Annotated in this window: 17 protein-coding genes, 3 tRNA genes and 1 pseudogene; 17 read left to right on the plus strand and 4 right to left on the minus strand. The window is 51.4% G+C overall.

Annotated features, from left to right (window positions below; genetic code table 11):
- Positions 1-38: 38 nt before the first annotated feature.
- Both yiaK and G614_RS0105080 read left to right on the plus strand, forming a co-directional pair.
- Positions 39-1,088: a 3-dehydro-L-gulonate 2-dehydrogenase gene (yiaK, locus tag G614_RS0105075; protein WP_027641083.1), complete on the plus strand. Its 1,050-nt coding sequence runs from the start codon at positions 39-41 to the stop codon at positions 1,086-1,088.
- A gap of 32 nt (positions 1,089-1,120) precedes the next feature.
- Positions 1,121-1,573, plus strand: a complete 453-nt coding sequence (locus tag G614_RS0105080; RefSeq protein WP_027641084.1) for a YhcH/YjgK/YiaL family protein — start codon at positions 1,121-1,123, stop codon at positions 1,571-1,573.
- Positions 1,574-1,618: 45 nt separating this feature from the next.
- On the opposite strand, the pseudogene G614_RS34955 reads toward G614_RS0105080, so the two are convergent.
- The 4 genes and pseudogenes from G614_RS34955 to G614_RS0105110 all read right to left on the minus strand — a co-directional run.
- Positions 1,619-1,925: pseudogene (locus G614_RS34955) on the minus strand (FCD domain-containing protein); the annotation flags it as partial.
- A gap of 208 nt (positions 1,926-2,133) precedes the next feature.
- Positions 2,134-3,261, minus strand: a complete 1,128-nt coding sequence (locus G614_RS0105100) for an MFS transporter (RefSeq protein WP_027641086.1) — start codon at positions 3,259-3,261, stop codon at positions 2,134-2,136.
- A gap of 105 nt (positions 3,262-3,366) precedes the next feature.
- A tRNA-Met gene (locus tag G614_RS0105105) sits at positions 3,367-3,440 on the minus strand.
- Between the two features lie 20 nt (positions 3,441-3,460).
- Positions 3,461-3,533: transfer RNA gene (locus G614_RS0105110), tRNA-Val, on the minus strand.
- Positions 3,534-3,711: 178 nt separating this feature from the next.
- On the opposite strand from G614_RS0105110, the gene G614_RS0105115 reads away from it, so the two are divergent.
- The 15 genes from G614_RS0105115 to G614_RS0105185 all read left to right on the plus strand — a co-directional run bounded on the left by G614_RS0105115 (position 3,712) and on the right by G614_RS0105185 (position 15,348).
- Positions 3,712-4,635 (plus strand): diacylglycerol/lipid kinase family protein, encoded by a 924-nt coding sequence (locus G614_RS0105115; protein WP_027641087.1) that lies wholly within the window; start codon positions 3,712-3,714, stop codon positions 4,633-4,635.
- Positions 4,636-4,903: 268 nt separating this feature from the next.
- Complete coding sequence (ispF, locus tag G614_RS0105120) at positions 4,904-5,455, plus strand: 2-C-methyl-D-erythritol 2,4-cyclodiphosphate synthase (RefSeq protein WP_027641088.1); 552 nt, start codon at positions 4,904-4,906, stop codon at positions 5,453-5,455.
- Positions 5,456-5,537: 82 nt separating this feature from the next.
- A complete protein-coding gene (cysS, locus tag G614_RS0105125) occupies positions 5,538-6,947 on the plus strand; it encodes a cysteine--tRNA ligase (protein ID WP_027641089.1) in 1,410 nt (469 codons plus the stop codon).
- Positions 6,932-7,402 carry a Mini-ribonuclease 3 gene (locus tag G614_RS0105130; RefSeq protein ID WP_002565294.1) on the plus strand — a complete coding sequence of 157 codons (471 nt, stop codon included), beginning with the start codon at positions 6,932-6,934 and terminating at the stop codon, positions 7,400-7,402. Before cysS ends, G614_RS0105130 begins: the two co-directional genes overlap by 16 nt.
- Positions 7,399-8,142 (plus strand): 23S rRNA (guanosine(2251)-2'-O)-methyltransferase RlmB, encoded by a 744-nt coding sequence (gene rlmB / locus G614_RS0105135; protein ID WP_027641090.1) that lies wholly within the window; start codon positions 7,399-7,401, stop codon positions 8,140-8,142. Before G614_RS0105130 ends, rlmB begins: the two co-directional genes overlap by 4 nt.
- 30 nt (positions 8,143-8,172) lie before the next feature.
- Positions 8,173-9,096 (plus strand): transglutaminase-like domain-containing protein, encoded by a 924-nt coding sequence (locus tag G614_RS0105140; protein WP_027641091.1) that lies wholly within the window; start codon positions 8,173-8,175, stop codon positions 9,094-9,096.
- Between the two features lie 15 nt (positions 9,097-9,111).
- Positions 9,112-10,170, plus strand: coding sequence for a type II secretion system F family protein (locus G614_RS0105145; protein WP_027641092.1), 1,059 nt, complete (start codon positions 9,112-9,114; stop codon positions 10,168-10,170).
- Positions 10,171-10,187: 17 nt separating this feature from the next.
- On the plus strand, positions 10,188-10,517 hold the full coding sequence (locus G614_RS0105150) for a hypothetical protein (RefSeq protein WP_027641093.1): 330 nt from the start codon (positions 10,188-10,190) through the stop codon (positions 10,515-10,517).
- A 12-nt stretch (positions 10,518-10,529) separates the two neighbouring features.
- Positions 10,530-11,024, plus strand: a complete 495-nt coding sequence (locus G614_RS0105155; RefSeq protein ID WP_027641094.1) for a DUF4860 domain-containing protein — start codon at positions 10,530-10,532, stop codon at positions 11,022-11,024.
- Complete coding sequence (locus G614_RS0105160) at positions 11,017-11,532, plus strand: hypothetical protein (RefSeq protein ID WP_027641095.1); 516 nt, start codon at positions 11,017-11,019, stop codon at positions 11,530-11,532. The genes G614_RS0105155 and G614_RS0105160 overlap by 8 nt, the downstream gene beginning before the upstream one ends.
- Positions 11,533-11,579: 47 nt before the next feature.
- Complete coding sequence (locus G614_RS0105165) at positions 11,580-12,059, plus strand: hypothetical protein (RefSeq protein WP_027641096.1); 480 nt, start codon at positions 11,580-11,582, stop codon at positions 12,057-12,059.
- A 25-nt stretch (positions 12,060-12,084) separates the two neighbouring features.
- The gene (locus tag G614_RS0105170; RefSeq protein WP_027641097.1) at positions 12,085-13,146 is read left to right on the plus strand and encodes a type IV pilus twitching motility protein PilT; all 1,062 of its coding nucleotides are present in this window, start codon (positions 12,085-12,087) and stop codon (positions 13,144-13,146) included.
- A gap of 120 nt (positions 13,147-13,266) precedes the next feature.
- On the plus strand, positions 13,267-14,214 hold the full coding sequence (locus tag G614_RS0105175; protein ID WP_027641098.1) for an L-lactate dehydrogenase: 948 nt from the start codon (positions 13,267-13,269) through the stop codon (positions 14,212-14,214).
- A 230-nt stretch (positions 14,215-14,444) separates the two neighbouring features.
- Positions 14,445-14,517, plus strand: a tRNA-Thr gene (locus G614_RS0105180).
- Between the two features lie 297 nt (positions 14,518-14,814).
- On the plus strand, positions 14,815-15,348 hold the full coding sequence (locus tag G614_RS0105185; protein WP_027641099.1) for a methyltransferase family protein: 534 nt from the start codon (positions 14,815-14,817) through the stop codon (positions 15,346-15,348).

Genomic DNA, 15,348 nt, shown 5'->3' on the forward strand with positions numbered 1-15,348 from the left:
AGGATGAATAATATAAATGTGTTTAAAGGAGAAGGACTATGAGTTTACGTATCCCCTATGATACTGTCAAAGACACTGTAAAGACTGCATTTTTAAACATGGGACTGAGCGGGGAGCAGGCAGAGGTGTGCTCCGCCATCCATGCCCAGTCCAGCGCGGACGGCGTTGAGAGCCATGGGCTTAACCGTATTCCACGCTTTGCGGAGTATGTACAGAAGGGGTGGATCAACCTGGAAGGCAAGCCTGTGTTAATGGGAGCAAAGGGCGCTGTGGAGAATTATGACGGTCATCTTGGAATCGGCATCACCAATGCGCTGTACTGCGCCGACCGTGCCATGGAGCTGGCAAAGGTCCACGGCATCGGCTGTGTGTCCCTTAAGAACACCACTCACTGGATGAGGGGCGGCACCTACGCATGGCGTATGGCGGAGGCCGGATTCATGGGGATCAGCTGGATCAATACTGAGAGCTGTATGCCTCTATGGGGAAGCGATGAGCCGGGAGTTGGAAACAATCCGTTCTGTATCGCCATCCCAAGGGAAGACGGACCCATTGTGCTGGATATGGCCATGAGCCAGTATGCCTATGGCAAGCTGGGGGGTTACCGTCTGGCCGGCAAGGAGCTTCCTTTCCCGGGCGGATTTGATAAGGACGGCAACCTGACCAGCGATCCGGGAGCCATTGAGGAGAGCAAGCGCATCCTGCCCACCGGATACTGGAAGGGCAGCGGAATGGCCATTGCCCTGGACATGGCAGCGGCTCTTATGGCAAACGGAAACTGCGGAACAGACATGGATGAGGCAAACAACGGAAGCTGTACCGGCTGCTGTCAGATCTTCATTGCATTTGACCCATATCTGTTCGGAAACAAGGAGGATATCCAGGCAATGCTCAACAGGCGTGTGGCTGCAGCGGACGCAAGCCATCCGGAGCGGGAGGGCGGCCACGTGACCTGCCCGGGTGAGCGCACTGTTACCACCCGTGCAAAGAGCATGACAGACGGTGTCAGTGTGGATGAAGCGATCTGGGCACAGATTCAGTCCCTTGCAGCAGGAAATATGGAAACAGAAGATATTGCAAGCAGATAATAACATATGGTTCAGACAAGGAGGTCATGACAATGTTTTTTTCAAATGTAAGTATTGCCGAGAAGTACAATTACCTGGAAGAAAAGTTTACCTGCGCCTATAAGTGGCTGGCTGAGACTGATATCAAGTCCCTGGCAGCGGGAAGCTATCCGATCATGGGGGATACGGTGGTTGCGAACGTACAGGAATATACCACATTTACTGCAAGCCAGGGTTCCTTTGAGACTCATGAGAAATATTTTGACATTCAGTACATGGTGTCCGGCAGGGAGCAGTTCGGGGTGTGCAAGAGAGACGGACTGGTGGAGAAAGAGCGCAATGAAGCCAATGACCTGATCTTCTATGAAGAGCCTGAATTTTCAGGAAGCGTATTCCTGGAGGAGGGCGACCTGATCGTAGTTGCTCCTGAGGATGCTCACAAGCCAAGATGTCAGGCAGGCGGACCATGTGAAGTAAAAAAGGTAGTTGTGAAAGTGGCATTATAATTGGACAGTGCAGGCAATTTTAATCCTGTGAACTGCCCTTCCATGTCACAGGATGTCCATATTAAGGGGCATCAGCAGGTGGGCGATGAGGATCCTGTAGGCTTTATCCCCGTCCTCTGATTTTAAGCAGTTGTAAAGTTCCTGATGTTCCTCAAACGTGGCCTGGACCCGTCCTTCAATGGACAGGGCGCTGGATGTGGTCAGATGGATCATGTACATGAGCCGCTGGAACAGATGGTTAAATTCCCCGCATGGATTCCTTGCTCAGCTGGCGTATCTTAAAGCCGCGGCTGGGAATGATAGTGATATACCCGTCCTGGGAAAGGCACTGGAGCGCCTCCCTCATGGGCGTGCTGGGTCATCTCCTCATCATCCGCGTCAATAACAGGCGCGGTGGCTGCAATGGCCCACCATTTCGGGACATGTTCTTCGATGTGCAGGGCGTGGGTGGAGCCGGCCGCCACATAATTCCTGTCATAAATCTGGTCATAGTCTTTTCTTCCAGAATACGTATTTTTCCGTACATTATATTCTTATCGTAGAGCATGGATCCATAGCTCCTATTCTTTCAGCCGTTTTACAGCTGCGCTGAATAACAGCATGCCTGCGCAGGGAATGATATTGGAAGCCATTCCGATTCCAATGCCTGCATATTCAGCCACCATGCCGATAATCCAGGGCATGATGATGGCGCCGCTGCTGGCAGCCGGAAGCATGATTCCCATGCTGGCCGCACTGGTCATACGGCCTGCGCTGGCCACGGCAGTGGGATTCATGCCGGCCATGGCAAAGGCAAAGGCGAACAGCAGGAGAATGGCAGTGGTCTGGGTACTGGCCATCATCAGGCCCAGGTAGAAGATGATGCAGCCAATGCCCATCTTAATCATGGCAGAATAGCTGTTTTTGATAGGAATTACAAATGCTATGAGCAGGCGGGCAATCAGGGTAGTGCCCCACATCACGGTCACGGTGTAGGGGCTGAGAGATCCGGATATGATGCCGTTTCCTTTAAAATATGTAACCATCCAGCCGGTTACACTGGTTTCCGCCGCGTTCTGGCAGAACAGAAGACCGGTGAGCATCCAGAATTTTCTGCTTTTAAGGAAGCTTTTATCTATGTTCGTGTCCTTTTTCATGGCCTTTGTTTCGGCGGGAGTCACACAAAAGGTCAGCCACAGCAGGAAACCGCAGGCTGCCAGCACCAGCATTGGGGCGGCATTTCCGGCCTTCATGGCGGCGCTGATGAAGAAAGGACACAGGAGCGCGCCCAGGGCGTAGCAGCTGTGCATGATATTCATGCCCTTTGTACGATCGCCGGAGTTATCAGCCACCAGGATCGTACAGGTATTGATGGTGCTTCCTTTGGCAACGCCCACCAGAAAAAAGCCCGGCATGAGAACCGGCATCCATCCGGAAAATCCCATGATCAGATATCCGGCCCCATAGCCTGCTGTCAGGAGCACCGCTGTTTTCCTGGTGCCGATTTTCGCAGGCAGCATGCCTGAGGCAAAGCCGGCCAGAAGATTGCCTATGCTCATAAGGGACAGCAGTGTCCCTGTCATGCCGTATGCAAAGCCGCAGGTCTCCTGCAGAATGCTTACGACAACACCGCTGCTGATGGCACATATGCCGCTTAGAAAAAATGCGAAAAATCCTGCATTTCTCTGAAAGATTTGTTCCTTTTCCATGATGCTCATATCCTCCATGGCAGATTTCAGACGGATTTAATGCTCTGGCAGGCAAATACCCGGCGGCAAAATAAAAGAAGCCTTGACAATCCAAAGCTTCTCGAGTAGCGGAAGGGAGATTTGAACTCTCGACACCACGGGTATGAACCGTGTGCTCTAGCCAACTGAGCTATTCCGCCATATTTGGTTTGGTAGATAGTGGGGCCTACAGGGCTCGAACCTGTGACCCTCTGCTTGTAAGGCAGATGCTCTCCCAGCTGAGCTAAGACCCCATATCCTGCCGTCGTTTGTGTCTCACTCGCGACTGCCTGTACAGTATATGATAAATTGTGGTAATTGTCAAGACTTTTTTTACAACTTTTTTTATAGAAATTTTCTTAGTGTTTTATAGGGTATTATGCTATAATTTAAGGCAGAGTAAAATATTAGAAAGGACGACCTGAATCCTTCATGTATAACTTCATTGTAAATCCCAAAGCAGGCTCCGGCAAGGGTCTCAGAATCTGGAAAGCCATAGCCCGTTATATGGACAGTCATAATATTGAATACGAAGTTTTCCTGACAGAAGGCATTGGGGACGCAAGAACCGCGGCAAGGCTGCTGACAGACAGCCATGATGAGCCCAGATATATCATCGTCGTGGGCGGGGACGGTACCATGAACGAGGTTCTGGACGGTGTGTCTTTCCATGGGCCTTTAAGTCTGGGCTATATCCCGGCCGGTTCCAGCAACGACCTGGCCAGGAGTCTTCGCATGCCTGGCCGTACCATAAAGTGTCTTAAGAAACAGCTGGCCCCCCGGCATTTCACCATGATTGATTACGGAGTCCTTACCTATGGGAATCAGGAGGTATCCCACCGCCGGTTCCTGGTCAGCGCCGGAATCGGATTTGACGCAGCCGTCTGTCAGGATGCTCTGTCTTCCAGATGCCGTCAGCGTTTAAATCGTTTCGGTATGGGGAAACTTTCTTATATACTCATAGGCATACACCAGTTTTTCAAATGTAAATCCTGCAAAGGATATATTTTATTAGACGGGGTAAAAAAGGTAGAGTTCAACAACATTCTTTTCATATCCTGTCACATACAGCCCTCAGAGGGAGGCGGCTTCCTTTTTGCCCCAAGGGCAGACGGAAGCGACGGAAAATTAAACATCTGCGTCATGAGCCACGGCACCAGGACAAAGCTGATACCCGTCCTGCTGTCAGCCTTCATAGGAAGGCGGCGGCCCAAAGGCGTCAGAACCTACGAATGCAGGGAAGTATCCATCCACACAGAAGCAGCGCTGCCCGTCCATGCAGACGGCGAAAGCTGCGGCTTCCAGACAGACATCCAAGCCGGCTGCATAGCCAGAAAGGTAAGGATGATGATATGACGCAGGCAATGAGCCATGCAAAATAAGGCAGAAGGAAATCTTCGTTGTGCCCGCACAAAAGAAGATTTCCTTATGGCTTATTTTATAGGGCGAAGCCCGACACGGAGAGCAGCAAAATCACGGTGTGCATGGCGGGGTAACGGGATCGCGATGAACATGGCCGGCCGGCAAAATCGCGGCGAGCATGGCGGCGCAGCAAAATCGCGGCAAGCATGGCGGTCCCGCCCAACCCCAACCCCAACCCAAACCCATCAAACAAGGAGACACTATGAGAATCGGACAAGGATACGATGTTCACAAATTAGTACAAGGCCGTGACCTAATCTTAGGCGGCGTCAATATCCCATATGAAAAGGGCCTCTTAGGCCATTCCGACGCGGATGTTCTGGTCCACGCGGTCATGGATGCCCTGTTGGGGGCTGCTGCCCTGGGAGACATCGGACAGCATTTCCCGGACACGGACCCGGCATATAAAGGTATCTCCAGCATAGAACTGTTAAAGAAGGTAGGAGAACTCCTGGACGAGAAAGGCTACGTGGTTGAGAATATTGACGCCACCATCATAGCCCAGCGTCCCAAGCTGGCCGCATACAGGCCTCAGATGGCGGCAAACATAGCAGACGCCCTCCGCCTGGATGTGACCAGGGTAAGCGTCAAGGCCACTACAGAGGAAGGACTTGGATTTACGGGAACCGGAGAAGGAATCTCTTCTCAGGCAATTACCTTATTGACGGAAACAGCAGATTACTGCTATGATAGTAAGATAATGGAAGGCGGCTGTGGAGGCTGTCCTGGCTGCAGCCGGGCGAATGAAGTATAAGACAGGATAAAACACATTTGACACAGCTGACCCGGCATGTTCCGGACATGCCGCAAGAGATTCATTTGAGGAGAATAAGAGTATGAAGATATTTAACACACTGAGCAGAAAAAAAGAGGAATTCGTTCCGCTGACCCCGGGAGAGGTCAAGATGTACGTCTGCGGCCCTACGGTGTATAATTTTATTCATATAGGAAACGCCAGGCCCATGATTGTATTTGACACGGTACGCAGGTATTTTGAGTATAAGGGATACGACGTGCGCTATGTGTCCAATTTCACGGATGTGGATGACAAAATCATCAAAAAGGCAATCGAGGAAGGTGTGGACGCTGATACAGTGTCACGCCGGTACATTGAAGAGTGCAAAAAGGACATGGCAGCCATGAATGTAAAGCCTGCTACCATCCATCCTCAGGCAACCCAGGAAATCTGCGGCATGCTGGAGATGATACAGACCCTTATCGACAAGAACCACGCCTATGTGGCCGGGGACGGGACCGTGTACTTCAGGACCGGTTCCTTTAAGGAATACGGAAAGCTGTCCCATAAGAACCTGGATGAGCTTCAGTCCGGGTTCCGTGAAATCAAGGTCACCGGCGAGGAGGGCAAGGAAGATCCCAATGATTTCGTGCTCTGGAAGCCTAAGAAGGAAGGGGAGCCTTTCTGGGAGTCACCGTGGTGCGACGGACGTCCGGGCTGGCATATTGAGTGCTCCGTCATGTCCAAACGCTATCTGGGCGAGCAGATTGATATTCATGCCGGCGGCGAGGATTTGATATTCCCTCATCACGAGAACGAGATTGCCCAGAGCGAGTGCGCCAATGACAAGACCTTTGCCACATACTGGATGCACAACGCATTCCTGAATATTGACAATAAGAAAATGTCCAAATCCCTGGGAAATTTCTTCACAGTAAGGGAAATCAGTGAAAAATACGACTTGCAGGTACTGCGTTTCTTTATGCTCAGCGCCCATTACCGCAGTCCCCTTAACTTCAGCGCCGACCTGATGGAGGCTTCCAAGAACGGTCTGGAGCGTATACTGACCTGTGTGGAAAAGTTAAGGGACCTGGAGGCAAAGGCCTCAGACAGTTCCAAGACTGCCGTTGAGCAGGGGAATATGGAAGAGGCAGATAAGCTGCGGAGCAAATACGAGGAGGCCATGGATGATGACTTCAACACCGCGGACGCTATTTCCGCCATATTTGAACTGGTGAAGCTGGCCAACACAACGGCAGATGAATCCAGTACCAGGGAATTCGTTTCTTATATGAAGACAATGATAGAAAAGCTGTGCGATGTACTGGGCATCATCACGGAGAAGAAGGAAGAAGTGCTGGACAGCGAGATTGAAGAGATGATTGCAGCCAGACAGCAGGCCAGGAAAGAGAAGAACTTTGCGCTGGCGGATGAAATCCGCGGAAAGCTTCTGGATATGGGAATTGTATTAGAGGATACCAGAGAGGGCGTCAAGTGGAAGAGAGTGTAACCATTCAGGAATTTCTCACATATTATAGACAGTGCATGAGGCTTGAACCAGTGGATGAGAATTCTTACTCCCCGCTGGTTCTGGCCTATATTGGAGATTCGGTGTATGAGGTCATCATACGAACCAAGGTGATAAACCGGGGCAGCATGCAGGTAAATAAAATGCATAAGCAGAGCTCGGAGCTTGTAAAGGCCGGGACGCAGGCAGAGCTCATAAAGGCCATCGAGGACATGCTTACCCAGGAGGAACACGCTGTATTCAAGCGGGGGCGCAATGCAAAATCAGCCACATCGGCCAAGAACGCGTCTGTCATTGATTACCGCATGGCCACAGGGATGGAAGCCCTGGTGGGATGGCTGTTCCTGAGGCAGGAATACAACAGGCTGGTATATCTGATAAGCCAGGGGCTTGAGAAGCTGGGCAGGATGCCGGACCCGGAAGGAGATAAGACATGAGATACGAAGAACTGACCATAGAGGGGCGCAATGCCGTGCTGGAAGCATTCCGGTCAGGCAAGACAATCGACAAGCTGTTCGTCCTGGACGGCTGTCAGGACGGTCCGGTGCGCACCATCCTGAGAGAAGCCAGGAAATATGATACTATCATTAACTACGTGCCAAAGGAGAGGCTGGATCAGATATCAGAGACAGGAAAGCATCAGGGCGTTATTGCCTATGCGGCAGCTTATGAGTACGCCGAGGTGGAAGACATGCTGAAAGCAGCGGAGGAAAAGGGGGAGCCGCCCTTCCTCATACTGCTGGACGGCATAGAGGACCCCCACAACCTGGGAGCCATCATCCGTACGGCCAACCTGGCAGGGGCCCATGGTGTCATTATTCCCAAACGCCGCGCCGTGGGACTGACCGCCACCGTGGCAAAGACATCGGCAGGAGCCTTAAACTATACGCCGGTGGCGAAGGTTACAAATCTGACGGCTACCATGGAAGATTTGAAGAAAAAGGGCATGTGGTTTGTCTGTGCCGACATGGGCGGGGAACTCATGTATAAGATGAACCTGAAAGGTTCCATCGGACTTGTGGTGGGAAATGAAGGGGAAGGAGTCGGCAAGCTTGTGCGCGGGCACTGTGATATGGTTGCTTCCATTCCCATGAAGGGGAATATTGACTCCCTGAATGCATCGGTTGCGGCAGGAGTGCTGGCCTATGAGATTGTAAGGCAGCGCCTGGAGGTATAGTCCTTTTAGAGATAAAGGAGTGATAATGTTATGAAGGCAGCATATAAACCTGTTGTTAAGCTTGCGGCAGCAGCGGCAGCGGCTTTTTTTGCCGTCAGCAGCATCCAGGCGCCGGTGACGGCCCTGGCTTACACAAAGCCTGCCGGAAGTCATGTACTGACTCCCATTGCTTCCGGAGTCACTACATACAGCAACGAGAAGGCCACCCTGGATGCATCCAATGTGTCAGAGGGCTATATCATGGTAAAGTATACGGGAAGCGTCGGCAAGATTAAGGTGCAGATTACAAAAAGCGGTTCCGAGACATATACATATGATTTAAGCAGCAGCGGCGTATACGAGGTATTCCCTCTGTCCGAGGGCAGCGGCAGCTATTCGGTGAAGGTGTTTGAAAATATCCAGGGAAACCAGTATTCCCAGGCATTCAGCCAGAATGTAAATGCCAGCATAACTAACCAGTTCGGACCATTCCTGTACCCCAACCAGTATGTGAATTTTAATGCGGCCAGCGCAGCGGTGCAGACGGGCGCATCAGTGGCTGCCAGCGCAACGGACCAGCTGGGAGTGGTGTCAAACGTATATAACTATGTAATCAACAACGTCACCTATGATACTGCCAAGGCAAGTTCGGTCCAGTCCGGCTATCTGCCCAATGTGGATGTGGTTCTGGCGCAGAAAAAGGGCATCTGCTTTGACTATGCGGCCCTTATGACAGCCATGCTCAGGTCCCAGGACATTCCGACCAAGCTGGTAGTGGGGTATACGGGGAATCTGTATCACGCGTGGATAAATGTATATCTGGAAGGCCAGGGATGGGTTGATAATATCATCTATTTTGACGGCAACAGCTGGAAGCTGATGGACCCCACGTTTGCGTCCTCCAGCGGCCAGAGCCAGGAAATCATGGAGTACATTGGAAACGGCTCTAACTACAGGGCAAAATACAGCTATTAAGGGGAGGCAAAAGAGATGGCGAAAAAGGGAGAGGCTTATTACAGGTATTCCTATGAGGAGCTGTCGGCCTTCTGTCTGCAGATATCCCTGCTGTTGGAAGCAGCTGTTCCGTTGGAGGAAGGGCTGGCCATTATGGCTGAGGATGCGGCTGCGCAGAGCGAGAAGGATATGCTTTTGTACATGGCAGAGGGTGTGGAACTGGGAGACCCCTTTTTCAAGGTTATGGAGGATACGGGAGTATTCCCGGCTTATGTGGTGCGTATGGCCAAGCTGGGCCAGCAGACAGGAACCATGGACCAGATGATGAAGTCGCTGTCCGATTATTATGAGAAGGAATACCGGCTCTTGCGGGCCATAAAGAATGCGGTCACATATCCTGTGATGATGGTAGTAATGCTTTTGGTGGTCCTCTTTGTGCTGTTTTCCAAGGTCATGCCTGTGTTTAACAAGGTATATGAGCAGCTGGGGGCGCAGATGCCTCCTGTGGCAGCTTCGGCCATGAGGCTGGGAGGCTGGTTAAGCGGCGGAGCCCTTATTGCGGGGGCTGTACTGGTCCTGGTGTTATGCGGAATCTGGACAGTCTCCAAATCGGGCAAACGCTTTGCCCTGGTGGAGCGTTCTGTGAATTTCGTGAAGGGCCGCAGCAAGATTGCCCTGGCAGTGGCCAACCGGCGCTTTGCCGCGGTGCTGGCCCTGACCTTAAAGAGCGGTATGGAGCTGGAAAAGGGCATGGACCTGGCAAAGGAGCTGGTTGAGAACGAAAGTGTGGCAGTCCGCATCGGGAAATGCTCGGAGCAGCTTCAGATGGGTGAGAGCTATTACCAGGCCATGAAGGATACCGGCCTGTTTTCCGGTTTTTATATCCAAATGATTAAGGTGGGAACCAGAAGCGGCCATCTGGACAGCGTCATGGATGAGATATCCCAGGATTACGAGGAAATGGCTGATACTGCCATCAATGATATGATTGCCAGATTTGAACCGACCATTGTGGCGGTCCTGGCCATATCCGTGGGACTGGTCCTTTTGTCCGTCATGCTTCCTCTGGTGGGCGTATTGTCCGCTATAGGATAACAGTTAGGAGGCAGTAAATGAAGGTTAAGTCTCAGAAAAAAGAGAAGAATCAGGCGCTGGGATACATACTGTCGCTGGCGGCAATGGCGGCCCTGGTGGTTGTATTTGCGGTGGCTGTGCTGAATTTTTCAGGCAGGACAGGCACAAGGGAGGAGGAGACTCTCAGGAAGGCAGTGGCAAGGGCTTCGGTCCAGTGCTATGCCATTGAGGGCCGTTATCCACCCAGCGTGGAATATCTGGAGGAGAATTACGCGGTCCAGATTAACAGGAAGAAATATAATGTGTTTTACGATGGTTTTGCATCCAACGTGATGCCTGAAATCACCATCATACCCATAGAAGAGTAGGGGGCATACAGTATGAATCGGAAGACAGACAAGAAGGGAAATGCCGTTAGCGTGCTTTTTACCATGCTGTTATTTCTGGTATTTGTGCTGTGTGCCCTTTTCACAGTGCTGATTGGCAGCCGGGTATATGAAAATATCATTGTGCGCAGCGACGCCAATTATACAGGCAACACAGCGCTGAGCTACATTGCCAACAAGGTGCGCCAGGGTGACCGGGCCGGGATGGTAAATGTGGTGGATGTGGATGGAACCCAGGTGCTGGAGATGAAACAGGAGATTGGGGATTCAGAATACGTCACATGGATTTACTGGGACAACGGAAGCATCAGGGAACTGTTTACAGACACATCCAGCGGCCTGGGGCTTGGGGACGGTCTGGAGATTCTGGAATGCCAGGGCCTGAAGCTTTTGAGGGACGGCAGGCTGCTGCATATAGAGACTGTGGGAGAGGGCGGCGGAAGCCTGGAACTTTCCCTGCGGAGCGGAGGACTTGAGACGGATGAATAGGAAAAGCGGGTCAGGTTCAGGGCCATTTTTAATGGAAATGCTGGTTGTGGTGGGTTTCTTCATCATCTGCGCCAGTATCTGTGTTCTGGTGTTCGTGAAGGCTGACAACATAAGCCGGGATGCCCGGGACATAAACCAGGCGGTGCTGAGGGCGCAAAGCCTGGCAGAGGAGCTTAAGGCAGGCCAGACCCTTATGTGGTCAGAGATGCTGCCGGACCGGAATATCCGGGAACACCTGGCAGCTGCCGACAGTGGAAACCAGGAGCAGGCTGAATGGAACCAGGAGCTGGTCAAAAGCGAAGGCTACTACGGCATACATACCATGTACTGGAACAGCAGCTGGGAGGAAATAGAAGCCGGCAGTGAACCGCCTTTTTTGGGCGTCATATACACAGGAACAGCGGACGGCATGAAGCGGGCGGACATACTTATAATGCGCTATGGAAGAGGCGCTGATAAGGGAAAGCTGCTTTACCGCTTGCAGACAGAGACATATGCGCAGCCGTAAGTACATGACAGGGTTCAGGAAAATGAAACACGGGAAAGGTAAGACAGATGGCAGGAGAGGCATCCAGGAATAAAGTGAATATAGGGGCGTCGTCCCTGATTCTTATTTTCATCGTTCTGTGCATGGCTACCTTCGGACTGCTGTCCTTAAGCAGCGCCCAGGGTGATTTAAAGCTTGCCAAACGCAACGGGGACGCGGTCCGGGCATATTACGAGGCAGACAGCAGCGGGCAGCAGTGGCTTAAGGAAGTGGACCAGGTTCTGACAGAGGAGATGGGTGAGGGAAAGGATTCCACCCAGTGCAGCCTGGACATCAAGGACAGGCTGGGAGACCTCTATGACAGGGAGACCGGCCTTATTTCCACGGACATCCCCATGGACAGGGGACAGTCCCTGCACATTGAGCTGGTCCTTATGTGCGGGGAAAAGCATTACGACATAAAATCATGGTATGTATATGCCAGTGATGAGTATGAAATAGATAATTCAATGCCTGTGTGGGGCAAAGCAGCCCCATCCCAGGAATAAAACAGAGGCAAAAGGAGCAAAACAGATGAATGTGATGGAATTGCTTACATCGGCCGTGGAGAAGAATGCGGCTGACATATTTCTTATTCCAGGCATGCCCTTCTCCTATAAGATTGGCGGCCGGATTATCTGTCAGGGTGACAACCGAATCATGCCCGACGAGATGGACAAGATGATTACCGAGATATACGGCCTGGCAAAGAACCGGGGCATGGATAAGGTCCAGTCCCACGGAGATGATGATTTTTCCTTTGCCATCCCGGGAGTATCGCGTTTCAGGGCCAGCGTGTTCCGCCAGAGGGGATCTTTGGCAGGAATCATCCGCGTGGTGCGTTTTGAACTGCCGGATGCCGGACAGCTCCATCTGCCGGACAGCATCATCGGCGTCTCCAGGCTTACCAAGGGAATGGTCCTGGTGACCGGACCGGCAGGCAGCGGCAAAAGCACAACCCTGGCCTGTATTATCGATGAAATCAACAGCACCAGAAATGCCCATGTCATCACACTGGAGGACCCCATCGAATACCTGCACAGGCATAAAAAGAGCGTGGTGACCCAGAGAGAGATTGTTACGGATACGGACAGCTACGTCACGGGCCTGAGAGCATCCCTGCGCCAGGCGCCGGATGTCATCCTGTTAGGAGAAATGAGAGATTATGAGACCATCAGCATAGCCATGACAGCAGCTGAGACAGGCCATCTGATTCTCTCCACCCTTCATACCGTGGGAGCAGCCAATACCATTGACCGTGTCATTGATGCATTTCCGTCAAATCAGCAGCAGCAGATAAGAACCCAGCTGGCCATGGTGCTGGATGCGGTCATATCCCAGCAGCTCATACCCACTGTGGACGGCGGTGTGCAGCCAGCCTTTGAAATCATGTTTTTAAACAATGCAATCCGCAATATGATACGTGAATCCAAGATTCATCAGATAGACGGAATCATTGCCACCTCCCAGGAGGAAGGCATGATATCCATGGATAACAGCCTTATTAAACTATACCGTGACGGAGTGATTTCCCGTGAAAATGCTTTGGCTTACAGCAGCAACAGCGAGCTCATGGAGAAGAAACTGGCCAGGTAACCGGAGAACTTGCAGAGGTCCTGGAAAACCAGCTGGACATCCTGCCGGAATAAGATGCAGGTTTTCCAGATATACTAAGGATATGAACAGCAGACCGGGACGGTGGGAAAGGAGCAGTACGTGAGAGCAGATAAGAGGAAAGTGGTAATCGTAGGAACTGGAATGGTGGGCATGAGCTATGCCTACTGTCTTTTGAATCAGTCGGTGTGCGATGAGCTGGTGCTCATTGATGTGAACAAGAAGAGGGCCGAGGGGGAGGCAATGGATTTAAACCATGGCCTGGCATTTGCCAATTCCAGCATGACAATATATGCAGGAGAGTACGATGACTGCAGGGATGCGGATATCGTGGTCATCTGCGCCGGAGTGGCCCAGAAGCAGGGGGAAACCCGCCTGGACCTTTTGAAAAGGAATGCAGAGGTGTTCCGTTCCATCATTGAGCCTGTTACCTCATCGGGCTTCAATGGCCTGTTTCTGGTGGCAACCAACCCGGTTGACATCATGACCAGGATAACCTGTACCCTGTCGGGCTTTAATCCAAGACGGGTGCTGGGAACGGGAACAGCCCTGGACACAGCCAGACTCAGATACCTGTTAGGCGATTATCTGAAGGCAGACCCGAGAAATGTCCATGCCTATGTCATGGGAGAGCATGGGGACAGCGAGTTCGTACCGTGGAGCCAGGCGCTGCTGGCCACCAAGCCCATACTGGAACTGTGCGGGGAAAACGAGGAAGCGGTGTGCCGGCAACGGTTTGATGAAATCGAGGAGGAGGTTCGCACTGCCGCCTATAAAATCATAGAGGCCAAGAATGCCACCTATTATGGCATTGGCATGGCCCTTACCAGAATAACCAAGGCCATTCTGGGGGATGAGCACAGTGTGCTTACCGTATCCGCCATGCTGCGGGGAGAGTACGGCCAGATGGATGTATTTGCCGGCGTTCCCTGTATCATAAACCAGAACGGAGTACAGAGGGTCTTGCCGCTGTCCCTGACACCGGAGGAGCTGGAGAAGCTGGGGCGCTCCTGTGATACGCTGCGGGAAGGGTATGACGGGATTTTCTGATATTTGGAAGAGGGTTGATTTTAGAATTCCGTTTTTGGGAAGCTGGCGCACAGACCGCTGCTCACGATTGCCAGGGAGGCTTGAGGGAGCAGCGGTTTGGATGCGGGGGATAGAATGAAAGAAAGAATTGTTGGTGAATTGTTTAAAAAAATTCGAAAATTATTGTTGACAAAACCATGTGGTCATGATAATATATACAAGGTTCGCGAATGCGTACCAAAACAGAATAAGCTGCTGTGGCTCAGTCGGTAGAGCGTCGCATTGGTAGTGCGGAGGTCACGGGTCCGATTCCCGTCAGCAGCTTGTGGATAGCCTGGTGTTTACCGGGCTTTTTTCTTTTTATTCCGCATTAGTGTATATCGTATACATATGAGGATATTTATAAGAAAAGATAAATAATATCCGGACAAATCCCTTCCTTTTTCGGCATATTTATGATAGAATTTATTCTATTCGGCAAATAGTTTCTATTTGCATAATACTTTACATAATTTCCCAAGGGTTGAGAACAGATGGGAGGATTTATTTTTGATACGGTTGGGAGTCTGGAATCATGAAGAGAGCGGGCTCCCTTTTATATATCGGACAGGGGGGATGCAGATGTTGGATTGGGGCTTTGGGTTAGGGGCCTTTGGGATGTTTTTCCTATATGACTGGAATCGGGTTTTTTGGAAAAAGAAGTGGTTTGTCCCGTTTTTTGCGGCAGGCAACCTGCTGTTGGCTGTAGTAGGAGGAAGGATGGTATATACTTGTGTTTCCTCAGGGTTTAAGGAACAGTCTGTCTGGCTCCTTCCGGGCGCATTTTTTCTGGCAATGCTGATTTATACGCTGTATTTTGCATTGCCCTTTGACAGTACTTATTGTCAGGAGGCGGACCGGCACAAGGTCTGCCGCTCAGGTATGTATGGCTGGTGCCGTCATCCAGGTATCTGGTGGTTTTTTGGCTGCTTTTTCTGTATGGGCCTGTCCACCGGGAATCTGAACCGGGTGATGCTCAGTCTTTGTCTTTCTTTTCTGAACCTTCTGTATGCCTGGTATCAGGACAGGCTTATATTTGCAGAGGAATTTTCTGACTACAGGGATTACCAGGAACAGGTACCATTTTTACTACCCAGACTGTGGGAAAGGCGGTGA

The sequence above is a fragment of the [Clostridium] clostridioforme AGR2157 genome (assembly GCF_000424325.1).
Classification (GTDB): Bacteria; Bacillota; Clostridia; order Lachnospirales; family Lachnospiraceae; genus Enterocloster; species Enterocloster clostridioformis_A.

What these genes read in the sequence shown, in the direction of transcription:
- G614_RS0105160 (WP_027641095.1), top strand. Translation starts at nt 11,017, where the DNA reads ATGAATAGGAAAAGCGGGTCAGGTTCAGGGCCATTTTTAATGGAAATG.
- G614_RS0105080 (WP_027641084.1), top strand. Translation starts at nt 1,121, where the DNA reads ATGTTTTTTTCAAATGTAAGTATTGCCGAGAAGTACAATTACCTGGAA.
- G614_RS0105145 (WP_027641092.1), top strand. Translation starts at nt 9,112, where the DNA reads ATGGCGAAAAAGGGAGAGGCTTATTACAGGTATTCCTATGAGGAGCTG.
- G614_RS0105170 (WP_027641097.1), top strand. Translation starts at nt 12,085, where the DNA reads ATGAATGTGATGGAATTGCTTACATCGGCCGTGGAGAAGAATGCGGCT.
- rlmB (WP_027641090.1), top strand. Translation starts at nt 7,399, where the DNA reads ATGAGATACGAAGAACTGACCATAGAGGGGCGCAATGCCGTGCTGGAA.
- G614_RS0105115 (WP_027641087.1), top strand. Translation starts at nt 3,712, where the DNA reads ATGTATAACTTCATTGTAAATCCCAAAGCAGGCTCCGGCAAGGGTCTC.
- ispF (WP_027641088.1), top strand. Translation starts at nt 4,904, where the DNA reads ATGAGAATCGGACAAGGATACGATGTTCACAAATTAGTACAAGGCCGT.
- G614_RS0105185 (WP_027641099.1), top strand. Translation starts at nt 14,815, where the DNA reads ATGTTGGATTGGGGCTTTGGGTTAGGGGCCTTTGGGATGTTTTTCCTA.
- G614_RS0105140 (WP_027641091.1), top strand. Translation starts at nt 8,173, where the DNA reads ATGAAGGCAGCATATAAACCTGTTGTTAAGCTTGCGGCAGCAGCGGCA.
- yiaK (WP_027641083.1), top strand. Translation starts at nt 39, where the DNA reads ATGAGTTTACGTATCCCCTATGATACTGTCAAAGACACTGTAAAGACT.
- G614_RS0105165 (WP_027641096.1), top strand. Translation starts at nt 11,580, where the DNA reads ATGGCAGGAGAGGCATCCAGGAATAAAGTGAATATAGGGGCGTCGTCC.
- cysS (WP_027641089.1), top strand. Translation starts at nt 5,538, where the DNA reads ATGAAGATATTTAACACACTGAGCAGAAAAAAAGAGGAATTCGTTCCG.
- G614_RS0105150 (WP_027641093.1), top strand. Translation starts at nt 10,188, where the DNA reads ATGAAGGTTAAGTCTCAGAAAAAAGAGAAGAATCAGGCGCTGGGATAC.
- G614_RS0105100 (WP_027641086.1), bottom strand. Translation starts at nt 3,261, where the DNA reads ATGGAAAAGGAACAAATCTTTCAGAGAAATGCAGGATTTTTCGCATTT.
- G614_RS0105155 (WP_027641094.1), top strand. Translation starts at nt 10,530, where the DNA reads ATGAATCGGAAGACAGACAAGAAGGGAAATGCCGTTAGCGTGCTTTTT.